This window comes from Nocardia sp. NBC_00565 (assembly GCF_036345915.1).
Lineage (GTDB): Bacteria > Actinomycetota > Actinomycetes > Mycobacteriales > Mycobacteriaceae > Nocardia.
Genome location: NZ_CP107785.1, coordinates 956,089 through 977,146 on the forward strand (window position 1 = coordinate 956,089; position 21,058 = coordinate 977,146).

Sequence of the window (21,058 nt, forward strand, 5' to 3'; positions counted from 1 at the left end):
CACACCGGATATCCGGTGTGCCGCACCGCATTTCAGCGCCCAGTAGCCAGCAGCTTGTACTGCGCAGCGGCCTGCTGATAGACAGCCGAGCGGTTCGGGCTCGAAACGATTACCGCTTGTGCCGTACCAACTTTGCCGACCCGGCGCCCAAATCGATCTCATCGCGCGGCGGGGCCCCATCCGACTTGTCTTCCTTGTGCATCAATGTCGTTTGCCGCTGCTCGAACTCGTATTGCTTGGACCCTTGGAATACCGCTGTCACTTCTTCGAATCCGGTTGCCGCGACCGGCGTGTGCTTGCGGTGCTGAAACCACGGCAGGATCCGACTCCCGGTGAGCCGATTCCATACCACCTCGAGAAAGGCGAGCCCGATCAGCAGGATGGCCAGACCCGGAATGGTCATGGCGACGAGCAGACCCATGTGATCGAAGGTACCGCCGCGGCGGCGGTCTGCCATCCTTCGTCAGGACTACCCTCTGAGCTGCGCGGACGGTACTCGTCAGTAGCTACGCGGAGCCGATAAATGTGGTTGCTATTGCGTCAAGATCGACATATCCTGGGCCGCGTGCCGAATCCCGCCGACCGCCACAGCGCAGCGCTGAATGTCGCAGACCGCGACAGCGCCGTGCTAATTCCGCTTACCGCGATGGTGGCAACCCGGCGACTTCTCGTAGTAGCCCGCCGTAGCGGGGTCTGATTCGGACCGGCCCCCTCGCTGCGGGCTACTGATTTGTGACTGCTGGTCCCCTCTGTCAATTGAGAAGACAATCCTCGGGAAGACCTACGTGCAATGACCATGCTGACTCTTGATACACACACGTTCATCGCCGCCGCCCCCAAGGCGCTGCGCGCCGAAAGCGCCGGTCTGACACCGGCGCAGTTCCACGACCGCTACTGCGAGCTCACCGGCCCGATTCGGGTCGGCGACTGGTCGCCCGCGGGCAACCGGAGTGCGGAGTTCACCGCCACCCTCGAGTTCGCCGACCATCTGCGCACGGTGATCGCCACCGGCAGCCCGGTCGCCGCGATGACCTCGGCCCTCTACGACGAGGGCTATCCGGTCGAGATCCTGCAGTTCCACCAGCGTCGCACCGACGAGGGCACCGCGACCTTCGTGCAGTGCGAGTGCAACGGCAGGCGCGGCTGGGGCGCGGCGCTGGCCGATGGCGCCGCCGAATCGACGGTCCGCGCGATGATCGCGGGCGTCAATCTCCTCCGCCTCCCCGGACCTTCAGCCGATCGGTAGCTGCCGCGAGATCCACGCGGCGGGCCGACAGTCAGCAGCGAGCCGGTTCTCGGGCGTACCCGATGAGTTACCTATTTGCTCTCGAAATCAGTTGTCGCGCTCGACAGCGCAGGGCCGTGCACCTCGCCGAGGTACACGGCCCTGCGCTATTGGCGGCACTCGAGCTCGGACTACTGCCCGGCCTGCTGCTCCGCGAGCTGCTTGCGCACCTCGTCCATATCCAGCGCCTTCACCTGCGTCACCAGATCCTCGAGTGCGGCGGGCGGCAGGGCGCCCGGCTGCGCGAAGACCAGCACGCCCTCGCGGAACGCCATGATCGTCGGAATGGAGCGGATGTTGGCGGCGGCGGCCAGGCCCTGCTCGGACTCGGTGTCGACCTTGCCGTGCACGACATCGGGATGCTTGTCCGAGGAGGCCTCGAAGGTGGGTGCGAAGCTCTTGCATGGACCGCACCAGTCAGCCCAGAAATCGACGAGTACCACGTCGTTTCCGGTGACGATCTCATCGAAATTCTGTTGGTTCAGCGTCTGGGTCGCCATGACGTCCTCTCGTCTCGTATGTCGCCTGCTGTAACGCCCGGCGCTGTCCATATCTTCCAGCGCTTGCCGCTATCTTCCACGGGCGATCGGCCACTCACGCCGTTGGTCGCCGTCCCAACGCCGTATACCCACCACGGTCGCCGGGAAATCGCGATCTCGGGCAACCGCGTGGATGGCCTCACCCAGATATTGGGTCGCCACCCGTTTGGCCAGCGTGACGTGCGGTGTCCATTCGTCGGGATGCAGATTCGCCGGGATGCCGGGGCACGGCGCCACCGCGGCGAAGATGCGCCGCTGCAGCGCGATCAGCTGCTCCGAGGGCACCACCAGCCGGACCAGGATCGGATTGCGCGCGCCGAATACCAGCAGCCCGCCGAGGCGCACCGGAATCGGCCGGAAGCTCAGCTGGTCGAGTGCGTGATCGATGCGCGGCCAGATCTGTCTGGCCACGGCGACGGTGATATGCGGCCGATTGGTCTCGGTGGTCTTGCCCGCGAGGCTCGGGATGCCCGCGTCCGCGAGCAACTGCCACTGCCGCCGGATCTCCGCATCGGCCGCGTCGTCCAACAGCAATTCGACCGACTGCACCATATTCACCAGAGGTTAGCCGTCCGCGCAGCGCGATGGGCGGCCAACCCGACGACCCAGCCGCGGGTCGGTTCGATCGCGTTCGGTGATCGGCGGGAGGATGACCCAGTGAACGATGCGACGCAACGTAGCGCCACGCCCCTGCGGCTCGGCCTGATCGACGGCGACGGCATCGGCCCGGAGGTGGTCCGGGCCACCCGCGCCGTCGTCGACGAGGCCATGTCCGCGGCGGGCGCGACCCCGGTGTACTGGGTGCCCTTGTTGATGGGGCACCGCGCCATCGAGGAATTCGGCGATCCGCTGCCCGAGCAAACCTGTACGGCGCTGGACGAACTCGACGCCTGGATCCTCGGTCCGCACGACAATGCCGCCTACCCACCCGAGCATCGCGCCGCCGTAGCGCCCGGCGGCGCCATCCGTAAACGCTTCGGCCTCTACGCCAACATCCGCCCGGCCCGCGCCTTTGCCGGTATCAAGGCGACCGCGCCCGATATTGATCTGGTGATAGTCCGGGAGAACAGTGAGGGCTTCTACGCCGACCGCAATATGTTCGCCGGGTCCGGCGAGTTTCGGCCGACACCCGACGTCGCGATGGCGGTCGGTGTGGTCACTCGGCAAGCGTGCGAGCGGATCGCGCACGAAGCCTTTCGGCTGGCGGCCGCGCGCCGCAAGCGGGTGACCATCGTGCACAAGGCCAACGTGCTGCCCATGACCATGGGTCTGTTCCGCGACGTCTGCCGTGATATCGCTCACGCCTATCCGGGCATCGAGGTCGATGATGAACATGTCGACGCGACCGCCGCCCATCTGGTCCGCGCCGCTCGCGACTACGACGTGCTGGTGACCGAGAACCTCTTCGGCGACATCCTTTCCGATCTCGCGGCAGAGTTGAGCGGATCACTGGGCATCGCCGCGTCACTGAACTGCTCGGCGACCAAGGCGATGGCCCAGGCCGTGCACGGCGCCGCACCGACCCTCGCCGGACACAACCGCGCAAACCCGGCCGCACTGCAGCTCTCGGCGGCAATGTTGTTGCACTGGCTGGGAATTCGCGATAACAACCGCGCGCTGCTGAGCGCCGGCGAACGCATCGAACGCGCCGTGGCGACCACCTTCGCCGCCGGCATCGCCACCGCAGACCTCGGTGGCCTCGCCTCGACCAGCGAATTCACCGAGCAGGTCGCCGCCCGCGTGCACCGGCGCTGACCCGTCCGGTCCGTCACCGCGTTCACCTGATGGAGTAGCCATTCGATCTGCACAGCGGCCCTCGCCCTCGCGGGGCGACCGGCCGCGAGCACGTGGTCGCGGGCCGGTAGGCAATAAGCTCGCGGCCGAGAAGCGAAATACTGATTTGCCATTTGAAGGTGCCGACCCCGGACCGGGGCGCGTTCGCCCGAGGTTCGCTTATCCGAGCCAACGGGGTGGCGTGACATGCGGCGCGCGACGCTCAGGGTCCGGCCTGATTCGATCGGGAGTGCTCGGCGCGATCGGCGCCTGCGCTGTGTCGGAAGACACGACCGCTGCCACCTCGTCGGAGCAACTGGCCAGCGAACGAGAAGGTAGGGTGTTGCGGCGGTGTATCGGCACCTGGGCGCAACAGTGAGTTCGCAACGACTTCGTGTCGCTCTTTCGTCACTGTCCAGCACGAAACGGCTGGATCGCTTAGATTGCCAAACGGGTGGTGACACCCGGGTTTCTCGAATCCGAAATGTGGAGGGCTGCTGTGTCTGTTCGATCGGTTCTTGGCAGGCGCGCCCTGCAAACGATGTGCGTGCTCGCCGGCGGTGCGCTGGTGTTGACGGGCTGTAGTAACTCCGAGGACAACTCGCCCACGGTCGCGAAGGTTTCCGGTGTCGACAAGGTCGACGCGGCCGCCGCGCTGCTCCCGGACAAGATCAAGCAGTCGGGCAAGCTCGTCATCGGAACGAACATCCCCTACCAGCCCAACGAGTACAAGGATCCCAGCGGCAAGATCGTCGGCTTCGATGTCGACATGATGGATGCGGTCGCCGCGACCCTCGGTCTCAAGGCCGAATACCTCGAATCCTCCTTCGAGAAGATCATTCCCGCGATCCAGGCGGGCACCTACGACGTCGGCATGTCCTCCATCACCGACTCCAAGGAACGCGAACAGAGCGTCGACTTCACCACCTACTTCAACGCGGGCAGCCAGTGGGCGCAGCAGGCAGGTAAGCCGATCGACCCGGACAACGCCTGCGGTAAGCGGGTCGCGGTGCAGGCCACCACGGTTCAGGACACCGACGAGATCCCGGCCCGCAGCAAGAAGTGCGAGGAGCAGGGCAAGCCCGCCATCGATAAGAAGCCGTTCGACGAGCAGAGCGCGGCGACCAACGCCCTGGTGCTCGGCCAGGTCGACGCGATGTCGGCGGATTCGCCGGTGACCGCGTACGCGATCAAGAAGAGCGACGGCAAGATCGAGGCGGCCGGCAAGGTCTTCGACTCCGCCCCCTACGGCTGGGCCATCCCGAAGGGCTCGGCGCTCGGCAAGGCGCTGCAGGCCGCCGTCCAGCACCTGATCGATAACGGCAAATACCTGGAGATCACCAAGAATTGGGGTGTACAGGAAGGCGCGATCACCAAGTCGGTCATCAACGGCGCCGAGAGCTGATCGATGTCATCTCCTGAGACCACGTCGGCGCCCGGCGACAACACCGGGCCCGGCGGGCCGATCGACTCGGCAGAACCGGAGCCGATCAAGGCCGTTCCACTACGCAGGCCGGGCCGCTGGATCGCCGCGGCGATCATCCTCGCCCTGCTCGGGCTCTTCATCTACGGCGCGGCCACCAACTCCGCGTACGGCTGGGGGACCTACCGGAAGTACCTGTTCGACAGCCGGATCGCCTCCGGTGCGGTGGTCACCCTGGAGCTCACCGTGCTGGCGATGGCCATTGCCGTCGCACTCGGCACGGTGCTCGCGGTGATGCGCCTGTCGCCGAATCCGGTGCTGCGCTCGGCGGCCTGGGTATATCTCTGGATCTTCCGTGGCACACCGGTTTTCGTGCAGTTGGTGTTCTGGGGTCTGTTCCCGTCGCTGTACAAGTCGATCCAGCTCGGCGTGCCGTTCGGACCCGAATTCGTGCGGATCGATGTGCAGGGATTGCAGGCCGCGTTCACCTTCGCGGTGATCGGCCTCGGTCTGAACGAGGCCGCGTATATGGCCGAAATCGTCCGTGCCGGAATCAATTCCGTCGGTGAGGGGCAGCGCGAGGCCTCGACGGCGCTCGGTATGTCGTGGTCGCAGACCATGCGCAGGACCGTACTGCCGCAGGCGATGCGGGTGATCATCCCGCCGACCGGCAACGAGCTCATCGGCATGCTGAAGACCACCTCACTGGTCACCGCGATCCCGTTGAGTACCGACCTGTACGGACGAGCCCGTGATATCTACGGCGTGAACTTCCAGCCGATTCCGCTGCTGTTGGTCACGGCCACTTGGTATCTCGCGGTCACCAGCGTGTTGATGGTCGGGCAGTACTACCTGGAGCGCTACTACTCGCGGGGTGCCTCGCGGCAGCTGACCGCCAAGCAGCTGCAGGAACTGGCCGACGCTCAGACGATTGTGAAGGCGAAATGAGCTCGAGTCTGGACAAGAACGATGCGGCGCCGATGATCGTCGCGGATCGGGTGTGCAAGAACTTCGGTGCGCTGCAGGTGCTCAAGGGCATCTCGCTCGAGGTCGGGCGTGGCGATGTGCTCTGCCTGATCGGGCCGTCGGGTTCGGGCAAGTCGACCTTCCTGCGCTGCATCAACCACCTCGAGCAGGTGAACGCGGGGCGGCTCTATGTCGACGGTGATCTCATCGGCTATCGCGAAAAGGGCGGCAAGCTCTACGAACTGCACCCGCGCGACGCGGCCAAGCAGCGTCGCGATATCGGCATGGTGTTCCAGCACTTCAACCTGTTCCCGCATCGGACGGCGCTGGAGAACATCGTCGAGGCGCCGATCCAGGTGAAGGGTATCCGCAAGGCCGATGCGGTGGCTCGCGCGCACGAGCTGCTGGATCGAGTCGGCATGGGAGACAAGGCGAATGCCTATCCCGCGCAGCTCTCCGGCGGCCAGCAGCAGCGCGTCGCCATCGCCCGCGCGCTGGCCATGGATCCCAAGCTGATGCTCTTCGACGAGCCGACCTCGGCGCTGGATCCGGAGCTGGTCGGCGAGGTGCTCGGCGTCATGCGCGAACTCGCCGCCGACGGTATGACGATGGTGGTCGTGACCCACGAAATGGGTTTCGCCCGTGAGGTTGCCGACCAACTGGTGTTCATGGACGGCGGTGTCGTCGTCGAGGCGGGTAATCCGCGCGAAGTGCTCGCGGACCCGAAACATGAACGCACCAAAGCGTTCCTGTCGCGGCTGCTCTGATTCGCAGTGCGGGAACCGGGCCAGTCCGACTCGGTCCCCGCAATTTCAGCTACCGCTCAATCCGATACGGAGTTGTCCGAGTAGGACTTTCGCGGCCGGGCTGTCCGGACGATCCCGCCGCCACGCCAGTGCGAGCTGTCCATGTAGCTCCGGTTCGATGATCGGTCGCACCCGTACGCCGAACGCCTCGGCCTCGGTCGGCGTGAGCGCGGGCACCACCGCGATGCCGAGGCCGCGGGCGGCCAGCAGGAGCAGTAGCGGGGGAGCGGCGGCCTCGAAGGCGACGTCGGGCTCGAATCCCGCTGCGGCACAAGCACGATCGAGCACACCCCGGATTCCGGTTCCGCGTGGCAGGCAGATCAGCGGGTGGTCGCGCAGCTCGGCCAGCGTGATCCGGCCGCTTCCCCCGTCCGCCGCGACCGCCGCTACCACTGGCGTATCGAGCACCACGTCGACGCCGATATCGTCGCCGATCTCCGCGCCGGTCAACCCGATCAACGCGATATCCAATTCTCCGCCGCGCACCGCCGCCAGCATATTCTCGGAGGTGTCCTCGGTCAGGCTGATGCCGACCTGCGGGTGATCGTCGTGAAAATCCGCCAGCACCGTGGCGATATCGAAATCCTCGCTCGCGGTACCCGAGACGCATCCGACGCGGACGTGTCCGCGCAGTAGTCCGGTGAACTCGTCCACCGTCGCGGTGACCCGCTCAGCCGCCGCGAGCGCGGTCCTGGCATGCGGTAGCACTGCCGCGCCCACCTCGGTCAACGTCACCGAACGACTGCCCCGATCGAGCAGTTGTTGTCCCAGTTCGCGTTCGAGCTGGCGGATCTGCGCGCTGAGGCCGGGCTGCGCCAGATGTAACCGGGCGGCGGCGCGGGTGAAGTTGGCCTCCTCGACCACGGTCACGAAGTAGCGCAGCTGTCGCAGTTCCATAACCAACCATTATAGGAGCGAGCAGAACTATCTGTTGGACTTCTGATTGGGCCGCGGGCATCGTCTGAGGCATGGGAAACACCGCCGAACAGATCATCGACACCACCGCCTTCACCGGCCCGGTCTTCCGCCCCGGCGATACCGGATACGATGCGGAGATCGCAGGCTTCCAGGCCGCGTACACCCATCGCCCCGCGCTCGTCGTCGGCGCGGTGCACGCCGAGGATGTCCGCAGTGCGGTGGAATACGCCGCGCGCCATGGACTTCCGGTGGCGGTGCAGGCCACCGGGCACGGGCTCTCGGTAGCGGCCGCGGGCGGCGTACTGATCAGCACCCGCAGGATGACCGATATTCGTATCGACCCGGAGGCCCGGATCGCTCGCGTCGCAGCCGGAGTGCGGGCCGGTGCGCTGGTCGAGGCCGCCGCGCAATACGGGCTGGCACCGTTGAACGGCTCCTCGCCCTCCGTCGGCGTCGTCGGCTACAGCCTGGGCGGTGGATTGGGCCTGCTGGCACGACAATTCGGCTATGCGGGCGACCATGTGCGCATCATCGAGCTCGTCACCGCGGACGGGCGGGTCCGCATGCTGACCCCTGGCGACGAACTCTTCGGCGCGGTGCTCGGCAGCGGCGGCAACTTCGGCGTGGTGACCGCGCTGGAATTGGAACTCGTGCCGATCGCCACCGTCTACGGCGGCCAGGTGGTCTTCGACGCGCCGTTGGTCGAGCAGGCGCTGGAAGCGTGGAAGGACTGGACCGCAACGGTTCCCGAGGAGCTGACCTCGACGGTCACCGTGCTGACCTTCCCGCCCATCCCGCAGGTCCCCGAACCGTTGCGCGGCCGCTACGTCGCGTCGATTCGGATCGCCTACAACGGATCCGCCGAGGAAGGCGAGCGTTTGGTCGCCCCGCTGCGCGCCGTCGGCGATCGCCTGAAGGATGACCTGCGGGTCATGCCGTACACCGAATCGCACACCATCCACAGCGATCCGGACCATCCGCACGCATACGCCGCCACCAATGCGTTGCTGGGGGAGTTCACCGGAGAAACGTTGTCCGCCTTGCTCACTGCCACCGAGCCGATCCAGGCCGTCGTCGATATCCGGCACCTCGGTGGCGCGTTGCGCAGGGGCGGGCCCGCGGGTATCGCCGTCGACAACCGCGACGCCGAATACGTCGTTCGCGTCATCACCATGCCCGGACCCGATGCGGGTGACGCGGTGCCCGCGGAGCACGCGGTGGTCCGCGCGGCGCTGGCACCCTGGACCGTCGGCCACAGCCTCAACTTTCTCTACGGCGCGGGTGCCGCCGCCGACGAAGCGCAGACCCGGGGCGGCTACACGCCGGACACCTACGCCCGCCTCAGCGCGCTGAAGGCAAAGTACGACCCGCGCAACATGTTCCGCTTCAACCGCAATATCGAACCCGCCGATTGACGGAATGCCGTACGTCCTGCGGCTGCGCCGACCGAAGCCCCCGCGTGGGTCCGAATCCGGACTCGTGCGGGGGCTGCAGTCGCAGCGAGGGAGTGAGTGCGGGGCGGCAGCGCCGGTGCTATCTTGGTGATATCACTTTGATACTCGGAGGATGTCATGAAGTTTCGCTCGGCGTTCCACCTCAACGGCTTTCTGGTGCTGCTGTCGTGGTTTGTGCTCACGCTCCTGATCGGCGGCGGCGCGATCGCCGGCTATGCGGCGGCCGCGAACAACGACAATGTGCCCGCCCTGGTCGGCGCGATCATCGCGACCGTCGTGGTGGTCGTGCTCCTGCTGTTGGCCACCGGCCTCACCGTGGTGAATCCCAACGAGGCCAAGGTCGTCCAGTTCTTCGGCCGCTATATCGGATCGCTCAGCGAACCCGGCTTCTTCTCGGTGGTGCCGCTGTCGGACCGCCGCAGCATCTCGCTGAAGGTGCGCAACTTCGAGACCCAGAAGCTGAAGGTCAACGACGCCGACGGCAATCCGGTGGAGATCGCCGCCGTCGTGGTCTACCGGGTGGTCGATAGCTTCAAGGCCGCGTTCTCGGTCGATGACTACGAGGAATACGTGGCGACCCAATCCGAGGCGGCCGTTCGCCACCTGGCCACCACCCACCCGTACGACGCGCACGAGCAGAACACCACCAGCCTGCGCGACGGCGCCGAGGTGGCCGAGGAACTGACCATCGAACTGCGCGAGCGCACGGATTTGGCGGGTATCGAGGTCGTCGAGGCCAGGATCACCCACCTCGCCTACGCGCCGGAGATCGCCCAGGCCATGCTCGTGCGCCAGCAGGCCGCGCAGATAGTCGCCGCCCGCACCCGCATCGTCGAGGGCGCGGTCGGCATGGTCGCTTTGGCGCTGGCCCGGCTCTCCGAACAGGGCGTGGTCGAACTCGACGAGGAGCGCAAGGCGGCCATGGTCTCCAACCTCCTGGTCGTGCTCTGCGGTGATCGAGCCACCCAGCCCGTCGTCAACACCGGCTCGCTCTACTCCTGAGCATGGCCGAGCGCAAGAAGATCTTGCTACGCCTGGACCCCGCGGTGCACGAGGCCGTCGCCCAATGGGCCGCCGACGACCTGCGCAGCATCAACGCCCAGATCGAATACGCGCTGCGGCTCGCCTTGAAACAGGCGGGCCGCGGCCCGAAGCCGAAACCGGCCGCGGAGTAGCTATGCGAATCCGCGCTCGCCTGACCTGCCTCGGATCCGAATGCCGGACATTCCGGCATTCGGATAGATCGTCGTGGCAAATGCCGGATATCTGCTCGCTGTCCGGGCAGGATGTAGACGGTTCATCAAGCGATCCACGACGGCAGGAGAGTCGATGCAGGGCACTGTCAAATGGTTCAACGCGGATAAGGGGTTCGGCTTCATTGCCCCGGACGATCAGAGCGCGGACGTCTTCGTCCACTTCAGCGCGATCTCGGAAGCCGGTTTCCGGAGTCTGAATGACGATCAACGAGTCGAGTTCGAGGTAACACAGGGGCCGAAGGGTCCGCAGGCGGAAAACGTCCGACCGCTCTGACGTTTCTTTCGATACCGCACCTCTTCCCTGTATCCGTGTCGATTACGGGTCCGGGAAGGGGTGCGGATCTGCGTCCCGGGCTCAGCCGGGTTTCGCGGTGATGAAGATGGCGGTACCGGGGAACAATTCGCCGCGCAGCGGGCTCCACTGGCCCCATTCGCGCTCCAGCCATTCGGGCCAGTCCGGTTCCACGATATCGAGCAGCATCAGGTCGGCGGCGACGATCTCCCGGACGCGATCGCCGATGGTCCGGTGGTGCTCGACGTAGGTCGGCGAACCGTCGTCGTCGACCTCTACATAGGGGGTGCGGTCGAAGTACGGAATCGACGCGGTCAGTCCCGCGGACCCGGGATCGTCCGGAAAAATCCACCGCATCGGATGGTTCACCGAGAACACCCACCGGCCACCTGGCCGCAACACCCGAGCGACCTCGCGCATCACCAGTTCGGAGTCCGCGACGAACGGAACAGCGCCGAATGCCGAACAGGCCAGATCGAAGGATTCGTCGGCGAAAGGCAGCGCCTCCGCCCCCGACTGCACCAACGGCACCTGCGGCCCGCCGCGCCGCATCGCCGCCAGTCCGCGCTCCAGCATCCCCATCGACAGATCCAGCCCGACCGGCAGCGCTCCCTGCCCGGCCAACCAGCGCGAACACGGCGCCGACCCGCAGCCGATCTCCAGGATCCGCTTGCCGGCCACCTCGCCGAGGAAGTGCATATCACCCTCGTGCAGACCCTCTGGGCACCAGATGAACTCGCCGTCGAGGGAGTCGACGCCGAGGAAATCGGCGTGCGTGTCGTGATATTGCGTCGCGTCGGCATCCCACCACCGGCGGCTGGCCTGCTGACTGGCCGCCGAGCCGATCTTGGCGCGCGCCGGTCCAGTGGTCCCGAGCAGTGCGTTTGCTTGCGAATGGCGATCTTCCGACACGCCGTCAGCTTAGTCCGGCGTGGCGTCGAGACCGGTTTGCCCGGCCGGACCAAGGTCGCGTACGCTGAACGCGCGAGTGTCTTGGGTGCTGCTGTACCGGTGTCATTGCAGTAACAGTCTGCGACGACAACTCTACTGAAGTAACAGAGCGCTCGTGCTGAGTTTCACAAGCGTTTGCGTGCGGTACGTTCATTGTGTCCGTCACGTCGCGTCATCGCGGTGAGTTCGCAGCGTACCGAAAGTTCCAATGTCCGCAACCGACCACAATCCGTCCGGAGCAAACCGACATATGCCCACCACCGTCACCTCGCCGCAGGTAGCCGTCAACGACATCGGCTCCGCCGAGGACTTCCTCGCCGCCATCGACGCCACGATCAAGTACTTCAACGACGGCGATATCGTCGAAGGAACCATCGTCAAGGTCGATCGCGACGAGGTCCTGCTCGACATCGGTTACAAAACCGAAGGCGTCATCCCCTCTCGCGAACTCTCGATCAAACACGATGTCGACCCCAACGAGGTCGTTTCCGTGGGCGATGAGGTCGAGGCTCTTGTTCTCACCAAGGAGGACAAGGAAGGCCGCCTGATCCTGTCGAAGAAGCGGGCGCAGTACGAGCGTGCGTGGGGCACCATCGAGGAGCTCAAGGAGAAGGACGAGGCCGTCAAGGGCACCGTCATCGAGGTCGTCAAGGGCGGCCTGATCCTCGATATCGGTCTGCGTGGCTTCCTGCCCGCCTCGCTCGTCGAGATGCGGCGTGTGCGCGACCTCCAGCCGTACGTCGGCAAGGAGATCGAGGCCAAGATCATCGAGCTGGACAAGAACCGCAACAACGTGGTCCTGTCCCGCCGCGCCTGGCTCGAGCAGACCCAGTCCGAGGTCCGCAGCGAGTTCCTGCACCAGCTGCAGAAGGGCCAGGTCCGCAAGGGTGTGGTCTCCTCGATCGTCAACTTCGGTGCCTTCGTGGACCTGGGCGGCGTCGACGGTCTGGTGCACGTCTCGGAGCTGTCCTGGAAGCACATCGACCACCCGTCCGAGGTTGTCGAGGTCGGCAACGAGGTCACCGTCGAGGTCCTCGACGTCGATCTGGATCGCGAGCGGGTTTCGCTGTCGCTCAAGGCGACCCAGGAAGACCCGTGGCGTCAGTTCGCCCGGACCCACGCGATCGGCCAGATCGTGCCGGGCAAGGTCACCAAGCTGGTTCCGTTCGGCGCGTTCGTGCGCGTCGAAGAGGGCATCGAGGGCCTGGTGCACATCTCCGAGCTGGCCGAGCGCCACGTGGAGGTCCCGGACCAGGTTGTCGCGGTCGGCGACGACGCGATGGTCAAGGTCATCGACATCGACCTGGAGCGTCGCCGGATCTCGCTGTCGCTGAAGCAGGCGAACGAGGACTACCACGCCGAGTTCGACCCGTCGAAGTACGGCATGGCCGACAGCTACGACGACCAGGGCAACTACATCTTCCCCGAGGGCTTCGATCCCGACACCAACGAGTGGCTCGAGGGCTTCGACAAGCAGCGCGAAGAGTGGGAAGGCCGCTACGCCGAGGCGGAGCGTCGCCACAAGATGCACACCGCACAGATGGAGAAGATGGCGGCCGACGCCGCGGCCGAGGCCGCGAACGGTGGCGGTTCGTCGAACTACTCCTCCGAGAGCGGTGCGCAGGCGTCCTCCTCCAGCGCGTCCGAGCCCGCCGGTGGCTCGCTGGCCAGCGACGCCCAGCTCGCGGCCCTGCGGGAGAAGCTCTCCGGCAACGCCTGATTTCGGGTAGAGCATCAGCGAAGGCCCCGGTCCGGATGGACCGGGGCCTTCGCGCTGAAAGGGTGCTGTTGATCGACATTGTCACCACGGCGGCGAAGTTGACGCCGGTCGCGCTGGTCTTCGGTGGTGGAGCCGTATTCGCCCGGCGCAAGATCATCGGGGCGGAGAGTTCGAAGGCGTTCTCCGACTTCGCCTTTCTGTTCGCGATTCCGTGTTATCTGTTCGGTTCGCTGTATGCGAGCGATCTGCGTCAGGTGTTCGACCCTGCCGCGATCGCTGCTTATCTGGTGACCGCGCTGGTGGGGATGGTGCTGGTCGGCATCGGCGCGCGGCGGTTGATCGGGGCTGATGTCCCGGGCACCGCGCTGCGGATCATGGCCGGGGTGCAGGTCAACACGACCTATTTCGCCATCCCGGTTTTCGTCCTGCTGTTCGGCGATGCCGCGCCGATCTTTCCGACGATCCTGCTGCAGGTCTGCGTGCTCACGGTGATCATCATCGCGATCATGGAGTACGGTGCCGCGCAAGCGGTTCCAGATCGACCGACGCGTGCCGCCGTGACGCGGGGTGTGCTGGCCGCGCTGGGTACACCGATCGTTATCGCCTGCTACCTCGGTGTCGCGGCCAATGTGGCGAATGTACCCGTGCCCGGGTGGATCCGTGATGCTCTGGCATTCAGTGGAAATGCCGCCGCGCCTGTGGCGTTGTTCGCGCTAGGGCTGCACTTGGGGGCGAACGGGATCCGCCTGCGTGGCACAACCCGCGACGAATACGCGCTGATCGGCTTCAAGTGCGTCGCGCTCCCACTGCTCGGTCTGGCAATCTCGAAGTATCTCTTCGGTATTCACGGTCCCTGGCTGACCTACCTGGTGCTGATCGCCGCCATGCCCGCACCGCAGAACCTGTTCATCTTCGCCCAGCGCTACGACACCGATGTCGATCTCGCGGCGGCGGTGGTCGCCAAGACCTCCCTCATCGCCTTGGTCCTGCTGCCCGCCTGGCTCCTGATCGCTCGCTAGCGCTGTGTGCCGCACTCGAATTCGCCAGGTAGGTCCGCGGATTCGCCGGTAGTGTGCCCGGACATGGGGAGCAATCCGGGTAAGAACGATTATCTCGACCAAGTGGTGGCACAGCAGGCGGCGCTGGAAGGCGACCTGCGTTCGCGCAAGCCGGTCGCCGCACCGGCGCCGCCGGCATTCGCCGGAGCACCGGCGGCACCGGGCGGCCCGGCGCAGCGCGGTGCGATCGCCAAACGGGCCGAGCGGGTCGGGCCGACGTCGCAGGGCAGCGGCCCGGGTCCGGTGGAGGTCCGGGTCACCGGATTCTGGCGGTGGCAAACGGTGTTGGTGCCGCCCAACGCGTTCGTCGTGCACACCCGCCGCGGCCGCGGCGAACCGCTGCACATCGGGCTCGGCGTGTCCTTTCGCTTCAACCCGGCGACCGACTCGTATCTCGTTGTGCCGGGTGCGATGCAGACGATCCTGATCAACGCCTACTGCATCTGCAGCGAGTTGCAGGGCGTGCTGGTGCAGGGCTACGTGCAGTGGATCATCGAGGATTTCGGCACCGCCTACCGCAAACTGGACTTCTCCGATGCCGAAGATCCCATGCGGCTGGTCAATATTCAGCTGCGCGAACAGGCCGAGGCGGCCATCAAGGACAAGGTCTCCACGATGGGTGTACGCGATGTGCTCAGCGATAAGCAGCCGATCATCGAGGAGTTGACCGCGCGCCTGCGGGCGGTGGCCGAGGGCAGCGCCGATCGGAGTTCTGCTGCGGACAGCCACCGTGGGCTCGGTTTGCGCATCGTCACCGTGCAGATCAAGGAGGCGGTGGTCAGCTCGTCGACGCTGTGGGAGAACCTGCAGAAGCCCTACCGCAGTGAGCAGAACCAGATCGCCCGCCTCGCGGAACTCGCCGCGCAAGAGGTGCTTTCGGCCCGCGAGACCGAGGCGAATCGGGTCGCCGAGGAACGCCGGATCGAGAACGAGCGCGAACTGGCGGAACTGCGCGCCCGCCACGAGGCCGCGCGATTCGATCGGGAGACCGCGGAACAATTGCGGCGCACCACCCGCGAACACGACGATGAGCGCGCGGTCGCCGATCTCGCCAAGGAGACCGCGCTGCACGCGCTGCGGCTCGAACGCGAGCAGCATGCCGAACAGGCCGAAAACCTGCGCAGGAAGCTGGAATTGCGGCAGCTCGAACTCGACGGTGAGATCGCCGTCGGGGCGCGGCGATCGCAAGCGGCACATGATGACGCGCTACTGGATCTGGAGCGTGATCGGATTCGGATCGAGAACACCAATCAGCGCTCGGCGGCGGCCACCCAAGCACAGCTGGTCGATTCGCTGCCGCAGATCGTCGCGCAGTTGCCGACGCCCGCCGAGCTGAAGACCTATCAGTTGGGCGGTGACCTGTCCGGGCTGTCCGCGCTGATCGGTCAATTGACGCGCGTGCTCGAAGCCTGGTCGGGACGGCCCGTCACCGAGGCGAGCAGGCCCGGACTCGACGAGTAGGACCGGGCCGCATATCGACCGGCCGCGTCGCCCACGGCAAGTCGGACAATTGACCAACTTCGATGCGGAGCTTGATCGACTTCGCGGTAGGGTGCAGGCGAAAAGCACTCGGCTCGATCGAGCCCACCGGAATCTGCCACGACGGAAGGGAACAACACGCATGTGCGCCGCGAGTCCGTTCAGCGGTCTCAACCGTAGGCAGTTCCTCGCGAAGGCCGCCGCGGCCGGAGCTGTCGGCGCACTGGCATCGTGGGCCAACCCGGTCATCGAACGCGCCTACGCCGCCGATCCGGCGGGCACCGGCGGCCTCGGCGATATCGAGCATTTCGTTCTGCTCATGCAGGAGAACCGCTCCTTCGACCACTATTTCGGCACCGTATCCGGCGTCCGCGGCTTCGGCGAGGCGTCGAAGGCCTGGCAGCAGTACGGGTGGACGCCCGGCGTCGGACCGAGCGCGGACGGTTTCATCAACCCGTTCCGCCTCGACACCACGCGCGGCGCCACCCTCGACGGCGAATGCATCAACGACCCGGACCACACCTGGGGTGGCATGCACCGAGCCTGGAACGGCGGCGCCAACGACCAGTGGATGCCGATGTCCATCGACAGCGTCGGCCCGGCCAACGCACCCGCGGCCATGGGCTACTACCTACGCGAGGACATCCCGATCCATCACGAGCTCGCCGACGCCTTCACCCTCTGCGACAACTACCACTGCTCGGTCCTCGGCCCCACCGACCCGAACCGGCTGTACTGGGTCAGCGCCACCATCGACCCGGACGGTGTGGCGGGCGGGCCGCTGCTGAGAACGCCGACCGTGATCCCGCAGCACGTGTACAGCTGGCGGACCTATCCGGAGAACCTCTCCGAGGCGGGCGTCAGCTGGAAGATCTACCACAACCGCGATGTCGGCCCGCTCTCCTCGGTACTCCTCGACGGGATGCTCGGTTGCTTCACCCAGTCCGCGGATCCGAGCTCCGAACTGGCGCGGCGTGGCCTTGCGCCGGTGTACCCGAACGACTTTCAGGCCGACGTCGCCAACGACACCCTGCCGGCCGTGTCCTGGGTGATCCCGGCGCTGATCAACTGTGAACATCCCGCGCTGCCCGCGGCGTTCGGCGCGTACGGCATCGTGCAGCTGCTCGACATCCTCACGTCGAACCCGAAGGTGTGGGAGAAGACCGCGCTGATCATCAGCTACGACGAGAACGGCGGCTTCTTCGACCACGTCACGCCGCCGACCGCACCGGCGGGCACGCCGGGCGAGTTCGTCACCGTACCGCTGGACCGGGTGCCGGCGTCGAATGGCATCGCGGGTCCGATCGGTTTGGGGTATCGCGTTCCCGGCCTGGTGATTTCGCCGTACAGCCGAGGTGGGCTGGTCGCCTCGGAGACCTTCGACCACACCTCCCAGCTGCGGCTGCTGGAGACCCGATTCGGCGTCGAGGTGCCGAATCTGACGCGCTGGCGGCGCGGTGTCACCGGCGATATGACCTCGGCCTTCGATTTCGGTTCGACCCCGAATGTGGCGAAGCCGGTGCTGAGCGATCCGAAGCCGAAGATGGATGCCGCGGTCGCGCAATGCGGTCCGAATATCGCACTGGGCACCACAACCGCGGGCGTTCCGTATCCGGTGCCGCCCAACCAGGTGCCGACCCAGCAACCCGGCACGCGGCGCAGGCCGAGCGGCATCGTCCGAGGATAGGTCGCGGGTATTCTTGCCCTTGATGTCCGAGTCCGCCGTGGAGTTTCCCTCGACCGCCTGGGAACGCAGGAAGATCGAGGCGATGAGCCGCATCCAGCAGGTGGCGCTGGATCTCTTCGACGAGCACGGATATCGCAATGTGACGGTGGAGCGGGTCGCGGCGGCGGCCCGAGTGTCGCCGAGTTCGGTCTACCGGTACTTCGGCACTAAGGAGATGCTCGTTCTCTACGACGAGGCCGATCCGCGGGTGCTCGACGTGCTGCGGACCGCGGGCGGTGGCGAGATCGTCGAGCCCACCGAACTGGTGCGGATCGCGCGACTGATCATTCCGGTGCTGATCGAATCGCTGCTGAGCGCGGAGTCCGAGCGCCGGATCCGCAGGCGACTGCAATATGTCGCGGCGATCCCGGAGATCAGAGACGGTCAGACCCGCCAGATGCGGGATATGGCCGACCAATTCCGGCTGCTGTTCGCCGAGCGTACCGGCCGTGACCCCAACGATCTGACGATCGGCATGGCGGCGGCCGCCGGGGTGTGGGGCGGCGTCGCGGCCCTGGACCATTGGGCCGCAACGGGTTTCACCGAGCGCCTGAAGGATGTCTACACGCAGGCGATCGGGGCGATCGTCGATTCGATCGAGGTCATGTTCCGGTAGTCGCGCAGGCCGCGGCACTGGTGCGCTCGCCGATCCGCGGCAGCCACCAGTTCCACCGGCCGAACAGCTGCATGAACGCGGGTACCAGCACCAGCCGAACCAGCAGCGCGTCAATGGTGATCGCCACGGCCAGGGCGAACCCGATCTGCTTCAGCTCCAACACATTCGCGGTCAGGAAGCTCGCGAACACCGCGACCATGATGGCGGCCGCCGCGGTGATCGGCCGCGCTGTGCGCTGCAGCCCATCCGCGACGGCGACGGCGTTGTCGCCGGTTTCGTCCCAGTGTTCCTTCATTCGCCGGATCAAGAAGACCTCGTAATCCATGGACAGGCCGAACAGCACCGCGAACACCAGCATCGGCAGATACACCTGTAGGAATCCGGTGCTGTGAAAGCCGAGCGCGGATTCGCCGACCCCGTGCTGGAATACCGCGACGGTCAGGCCGAGCGCGGCGCCCGTGGCGAGCAGGTTCAGCAGAATCGCCTTGAGCGCCAACACGATACTGCGGAAGGCGACGATCAGGAATGCCAGCGACACCGTCAGTACGAGTGCGATCACCCAGGGAAAGCGAGCGGTGATCCGGTGCGACACATCGGCGAACGCTGCCGAGGTGCCGCCGACCCGGATCTCGACGCCATCGAGAGCCGTTGCGCGAGTGCGGATGTCGGCGACGAGATCGGTCGCGGCGGTCGAATCGAAGGCAACCTTGGGGACCACGACGGCGAGGACCCTGCCGTGCGACTGCTGCGGCAGCACCGTGGCGATGCGCGGATCGCGGGACAGTTCGGCGACGAATCGATTGGTGTCGGAACGGGTTTCGTCGCTGAGCGGCCCATTGTCCGGGCCGGTGGCGACCACCTCGATCGGTGCGAGCAGGCCGGGCCCGAAGTTCTGCCGGACGAGTTCGGTCGCCTGCCCGGTCGGTCGATCCGCCAGCGAGGTGAGACCCATATCGACGCCGTAGCGGATGCCGGTGATCGGGGCCGCCGCGGCCAGGAGCAGCCCGACACCGATAGCGCCGAAGAGCACGGGGCGTCCCATCACGGTGTGCGCCCACCGGGCCCACGCACTCGATGCCGTCGCGGACCGGACCTCGGCGGGTCGCATTCGGACCGGCAGCGCACCGCGATTGACCGCTGGCCCCAGTGTCGCCAGCAACGCGGGCAACAGCGTGAAGGCCGCGATCAGCGTGGCGATGACCGCGACGACCACGCCGACCGCGACCCCGTTGAGCATCGGCAGCCCGACCACCGAGAGTGCGGACAGCGCGATCATCACGATGAATCCCGAGGCCAGGATGGTGCGGCCGGTCGTATCGAGCGCCGCGCCGACGGCCGCCGCGACGGCCGCGGTCGCGCGTCGGTCGCGTACGCCGAGCCGGGTCAGTTCCTCGTTGTATCGGCTGACGATGAACATCGCGTAGTCGATCGCGGTGCCGGTGGCGATCATGGTGGCCACCGAAAGCACCAGCGAGTCGAAGGTGAGAAAGGTGGTCAGGCCGAAGAGCGCGCCGACGGCGACCGCGATGCCCGCGGCGGTGACCGTGATGGGCAGGGCGGCCGCGATCACCGCGCCGAGGGCGAGCACCAGCACCGCGGTCGCCACCGGCAGGCCGATGGCTTCGGCGCGCTGCATATCGGCGGTTTCGATCTCGATGAGATCTGCTTGCGCCGGGGCGAATCCGGTGATCATCACCTGGACGCCGGAGTCGGATGCGGCTGCCGACTCGGTCTGTAGTTGCCGGGCGACCTCGACGCGCTCCGGTGTCTCGCCGTTCACGCCCACGATGCCGAAGGCGGTATGCCGGTCGGCCGAGATCTGGGCCGCCGCATTGCCTTCGAACGGGCCGATCGCCCCCGCGACGCCCGCGGTGGCCCGGGTTGTGCCGAGTGCCCGATCGATCACCGCGCGGAACTCCGGTGCGTCGACGGTGTGCTGGGTCGAATGGAAGACGAGAAGGTCCTGTTCGGTGCCGAAGCGCGCGAAGTGTTCGGCCACCAGGTGGTCGACGGTCACCGATTCGGAGCCGGGAACCGAATAGTCCGGTGTGCTGAGGCGATCGTGCAGGGCCGGATAGGCCGATCCGCACGCGATGGCGAGCAGTAGCCACGCGCCGAGCACGATGCGGCGATGGCGGGCCATCAGGGCGCCCCAGCGACCGACGGTGCCCAACTGTCCGGAGCCCGGCCGCCTGTCGGACTCCGGACAGTTGGGCCTGGTTGCGGTCAGCTGCGCCATCGCCCCTCCAGAGAAACAACCTGAGAGTCACTCTCAGATATTTTCCGCCATCGTAAGGAGTGGGGCGCAAAAAGTGCAAGTGACTGTCAGGATCTACCGCTCAGGTGGACAGCAAGAAGTGACCCAGCCCGGTGGGGTTGGGTCACTGGTGATCTATGGCCAAGTAAGACGCTGGACTCAGCTGGCGGTCGCAGGTGCCCAGTACGCCGTCGCGGCGGCGGAGCGTTTTCGCATGGCGGCGAAGCTGTGCCGAGCGGGGTTGATCAATGCGGTGAACCATGAGCGACGGTGCTCGGCGAGCGCAGTCGCAACGGTGGGGTGCATGATGCAGTGCATGCCCCCCGTCATACCCAGGCGGTGGCGACCCGCCTGGTTGATTTTGGTGCCCAATGATGTTCCTTTGCTTGCTGGTACTGGCCTGGATCGCCACGGCGAAGATTAGCCTAACGAAAGTGCTCGGCACAGTATTTTGCGCGAGTAATTGCCCCGGCGTGTCGGAAAGTTGTCGCCCATGAGCCGGATTCGGCCGGAAATGTTGCGAGATGGTCTCGGCCAAG

General features: G+C 66.2%; 21 protein-coding genes. 14 read left to right on the plus strand and 7 right to left on the minus strand.

Annotated elements, in window-relative coordinates:
- Positions 1-109: 109 nt before the first annotated feature.
- Complete coding sequence (locus OG874_RS04745) at positions 110-421, minus strand: DUF6191 domain-containing protein (protein WP_330253906.1); 312 nt, start codon at positions 419-421, stop codon at positions 110-112.
- Positions 422-796: 375 nt separating this feature from the next.
- Here OG874_RS04745 and OG874_RS04750 point away from each other — a divergent pair, with 375 nt between their 5' ends.
- On the plus strand, positions 797-1,246 hold the full coding sequence (locus OG874_RS04750) for a 2-keto-3-deoxygluconate kinase (protein ID WP_330253907.1): 450 nt from the start codon (positions 797-799) through the stop codon (positions 1,244-1,246).
- A 170-nt stretch (positions 1,247-1,416) separates the two neighbouring features.
- Here the strand turns inward: OG874_RS04750 and trxA are convergent, their stop codons facing one another.
- Positions 1,417-1,785, minus strand: coding sequence for a thioredoxin (trxA, locus tag OG874_RS04755; RefSeq protein ID WP_330253908.1), 369 nt, complete (start codon positions 1,783-1,785; stop codon positions 1,417-1,419).
- Between the two features lie 69 nt (positions 1,786-1,854).
- Complete coding sequence (locus OG874_RS04760; RefSeq protein ID WP_330253909.1) at positions 1,855-2,376, minus strand: 2'-5' RNA ligase family protein; 522 nt, start codon at positions 2,374-2,376, stop codon at positions 1,855-1,857.
- A gap of 105 nt (positions 2,377-2,481) precedes the next feature.
- Between OG874_RS04760 and OG874_RS04765 the strand changes: the two genes are divergently transcribed.
- From OG874_RS04765 to OG874_RS04780, 4 genes are all read left to right on the plus strand, one after another.
- Complete coding sequence (locus OG874_RS04765) at positions 2,482-3,579, plus strand: isocitrate/isopropylmalate dehydrogenase family protein (RefSeq protein WP_330253910.1); 1,098 nt, start codon at positions 2,482-2,484, stop codon at positions 3,577-3,579.
- Between the two features lie 559 nt (positions 3,580-4,138).
- Complete coding sequence (locus tag OG874_RS04770) at positions 4,139-5,002, plus strand: ABC transporter substrate-binding protein (RefSeq protein WP_330257176.1); 864 nt, start codon at positions 4,139-4,141, stop codon at positions 5,000-5,002.
- Between the two features lie 3 nt (positions 5,003-5,005).
- Positions 5,006-5,968: an amino acid ABC transporter permease gene (locus OG874_RS04775; protein WP_330253911.1), complete on the plus strand. Its 963-nt coding sequence runs from the start codon at positions 5,006-5,008 to the stop codon at positions 5,966-5,968.
- A 32-nt stretch (positions 5,969-6,000) separates the two neighbouring features.
- Entirely contained in the window at positions 6,001-6,753 is a 753-nt protein-coding gene (locus OG874_RS04780; RefSeq protein WP_330257177.1) for an amino acid ABC transporter ATP-binding protein, read from the plus strand.
- A 45-nt stretch (positions 6,754-6,798) separates the two neighbouring features.
- Here the strand turns inward: OG874_RS04780 and OG874_RS04785 are convergent, their stop codons facing one another.
- Positions 6,799-7,689 carry a LysR family transcriptional regulator gene (locus tag OG874_RS04785; RefSeq protein ID WP_330253912.1) on the minus strand — a complete coding sequence of 297 codons (891 nt, stop codon included), beginning with the start codon at positions 7,687-7,689 and terminating at the stop codon, positions 6,799-6,801.
- 71 nt (positions 7,690-7,760) lie between these two features.
- Here OG874_RS04785 and OG874_RS04790 point away from each other — a divergent pair, with 71 nt between their 5' ends.
- The 4 genes from OG874_RS04790 to OG874_RS04805 all read left to right on the plus strand — a co-directional run bounded on the left by OG874_RS04790 (position 7,761) and on the right by OG874_RS04805 (position 10,694).
- A complete protein-coding gene (locus OG874_RS04790; RefSeq protein ID WP_330253913.1) occupies positions 7,761-9,125 on the plus strand; it encodes an FAD-binding oxidoreductase in 1,365 nt (454 codons plus the stop codon).
- Between the two features lie 156 nt (positions 9,126-9,281).
- The gene (locus OG874_RS04795; RefSeq protein ID WP_330253914.1) at positions 9,282-10,166 is read left to right on the plus strand and encodes an SPFH domain-containing protein; all 885 of its coding nucleotides are present in this window, start codon (positions 9,282-9,284) and stop codon (positions 10,164-10,166) included.
- A 2-nt stretch (positions 10,167-10,168) separates the two neighbouring features.
- Positions 10,169-10,339 (plus strand): toxin-antitoxin system HicB family antitoxin, encoded by a 171-nt coding sequence (locus OG874_RS04800; protein ID WP_330253915.1) that lies wholly within the window; start codon positions 10,169-10,171, stop codon positions 10,337-10,339.
- A 154-nt stretch (positions 10,340-10,493) separates the two neighbouring features.
- On the plus strand, positions 10,494-10,694 hold the full coding sequence (locus tag OG874_RS04805; protein WP_330253916.1) for a cold-shock protein: 201 nt from the start codon (positions 10,494-10,496) through the stop codon (positions 10,692-10,694).
- An 81-nt stretch (positions 10,695-10,775) separates the two neighbouring features.
- On the opposite strand, the gene OG874_RS04810 is transcribed toward OG874_RS04805, so the two are convergent.
- Positions 10,776-11,624 carry a class I SAM-dependent methyltransferase gene (locus OG874_RS04810; RefSeq protein ID WP_330253917.1) on the minus strand — a complete coding sequence of 283 codons (849 nt, stop codon included), beginning with the start codon at positions 11,622-11,624 and terminating at the stop codon, positions 10,776-10,778.
- A 289-nt stretch (positions 11,625-11,913) separates the two neighbouring features.
- Between OG874_RS04810 and rpsA the strand changes: the two genes are divergently transcribed.
- The 5 genes from rpsA (at position 11,914) to OG874_RS04835 (ending at position 18,262) form a co-directional block, all read left to right on the plus strand.
- The gene (gene rpsA / locus OG874_RS04815) at positions 11,914-13,383 is read left to right on the plus strand and encodes a 30S ribosomal protein S1 (RefSeq protein ID WP_330257178.1); all 1,470 of its coding nucleotides are present in this window, start codon (positions 11,914-11,916) and stop codon (positions 13,381-13,383) included.
- Positions 13,384-13,445: 62 nt separating this feature from the next.
- The gene (locus tag OG874_RS04820) at positions 13,446-14,402 is read left to right on the plus strand and encodes an AEC family transporter (RefSeq protein WP_330253918.1); all 957 of its coding nucleotides are present in this window, start codon (positions 13,446-13,448) and stop codon (positions 14,400-14,402) included.
- 63 nt (positions 14,403-14,465) lie between these two features.
- A complete protein-coding gene (locus OG874_RS04825) occupies positions 14,466-15,902 on the plus strand; it encodes an SPFH domain-containing protein (RefSeq protein WP_330253919.1) in 1,437 nt (478 codons plus the stop codon).
- Between the two features lie 160 nt (positions 15,903-16,062).
- Complete coding sequence (locus OG874_RS04830) at positions 16,063-17,607, plus strand: phospholipase C (RefSeq protein ID WP_330253920.1); 1,545 nt, start codon at positions 16,063-16,065, stop codon at positions 17,605-17,607.
- Between the two features lie 22 nt (positions 17,608-17,629).
- Positions 17,630-18,262, plus strand: a complete 633-nt coding sequence (locus OG874_RS04835; RefSeq protein ID WP_330253921.1) for a TetR/AcrR family transcriptional regulator — start codon at positions 17,630-17,632, stop codon at positions 18,260-18,262.
- Here OG874_RS04835 and OG874_RS04840 read toward each other — a convergent pair.
- Together OG874_RS04840 and OG874_RS04845 are read right to left on the minus strand one after the other, a co-directional pair.
- Positions 18,249-20,501 (minus strand): MMPL family transporter, encoded by a 2,253-nt coding sequence (locus OG874_RS04840; RefSeq protein ID WP_330253922.1) that lies wholly within the window; start codon positions 20,499-20,501, stop codon positions 18,249-18,251. The two genes, OG874_RS04835 and OG874_RS04840, sit on opposite strands and share 14 nt — an antisense overlap.
- Positions 20,502-20,678: 177 nt before the next feature.
- Positions 20,679-20,891 (minus strand): hypothetical protein, encoded by a 213-nt coding sequence (locus tag OG874_RS04845; RefSeq protein ID WP_330257711.1) that lies wholly within the window; start codon positions 20,889-20,891, stop codon positions 20,679-20,681.
- Positions 20,892-21,058: the final 167 nt, after the last annotated feature.